The organism is Modicisalibacter tunisiensis (assembly GCF_020148005.1).
GTDB lineage: Bacteria > Pseudomonadota > Gammaproteobacteria > Pseudomonadales > Halomonadaceae > Modicisalibacter > Modicisalibacter tunisiensis.
The window spans coordinates 742,317-743,530 of the sequence record NZ_JAGXFD010000001.1 but is presented as its reverse complement, the minus strand read 5'-3'; the positions used below and the strand labels follow the sequence as shown (position 1 = coordinate 743,530).

General features: G+C 70.7%; 1 protein-coding gene. It reads left to right on the top strand.

The genetic code is table 11. The features are described from left to right. Positions 1-1,214, top strand: a 1,214-nt coding sequence (locus KGQ91_RS03475; protein WP_224420265.1) for a malate synthase G, incomplete at both ends; no start/stop codon positions are given.

The following is a 1,214-nucleotide window of genomic DNA, read 5'->3' as shown; positions in this document are numbered from 1 at the left end:
GTCGACCCCGAGGCCTTCTGGGCCGGCGTCGATGCCCTGGTCCACGACCTCGCGCCCACCAACCGCGCACTGCTCGCCGAGCGCGATCGCCTGCAGGGCGAGCTCGACGCCTGGCACCAGGCCCACCCGGGCCCGGTGCGCGACATGACTGCCTACCAGGCGTTCCTGCGCGAGCAGGGCTATCTCGCCGACGAGCCGGGCGAGGTGCAGGTCACCACCCGCAACGTCGACGCCGAGATCGCCGTGCAGGCCGGCCCGCAGCTGGTGGTGCCGGTCAACAATGCCCGCTATGCGCTCAACGCCGCCAATGCCCGCTGGGGCAGCCTCTACGATGCCCTCTACGGCAGCGACGCGATCCCCGAGACCGACGGCGCCGAGAAGGGCACGAGCTACAACCCGAAGCGCGGCGAGAAGGTCATCGCCTACGCCCGCGAGGTGCTCGACGAAGCCGCGCCGCTCGCCGAGGGGTCCCACACCGAGGCCACCGGCTATGCGATCCACGACGGCAAGCTGGTGGTCACGCGTGACAACGGCCGCGAGACCGGCCTGGCGCGGCCCGACCAGCTGGTCGGCTACCGCGGCGACGCCGCCGCCCCCGAGGCGGTGCTGCTCGCCCACCACGGCCTGCACCTGGAAATCCAGATCGACGCCAGCCACCCCATCGGCAAGACCGACCCGGCCCACGTCAAGGACCTGCTCGTCGAGGCCGCGGTGACCACCATCATGGACTGCGAGGACTCGGTGGCCGCCGTCGACGCCGAGGACAAGGTCGGCGTCTACCGCAACTGGCTGGGGCTGATGAAGGGCGATCTCGCCGAGTCCTTCGCCAAGGGCGACAGGACCGTCACCCGTCGTCTCAACCCGGATCGCGACTACACCGCCCCCGACGGCGGCAGCCTGCGCCTGCCCGGGCGCTCGCTGCTGTTCGTGCGCAACGTCGGCCACCTGATGACCACCCCGGCGGTGCTCGACGAGGCGGGCAACGAGATCCCCGAGGGCCTCCTCGACGGCGTGCTCACCGGCCTGATCGCCATCCACGACCTCAACAAGGGCGAGAATGAGCCGCGCAACTCGCGCACCGGCTCGGTGTACATCGTCAAGCCCAAGATGCACGGCCCGGCCGAGGTCGCCTTCGCCAACACCCTGTTCACGCGCATCGAGGACGTGCTGGGCCTGGAGCGCGACACCCTCAAGATGGGCATCATGGACGAGGA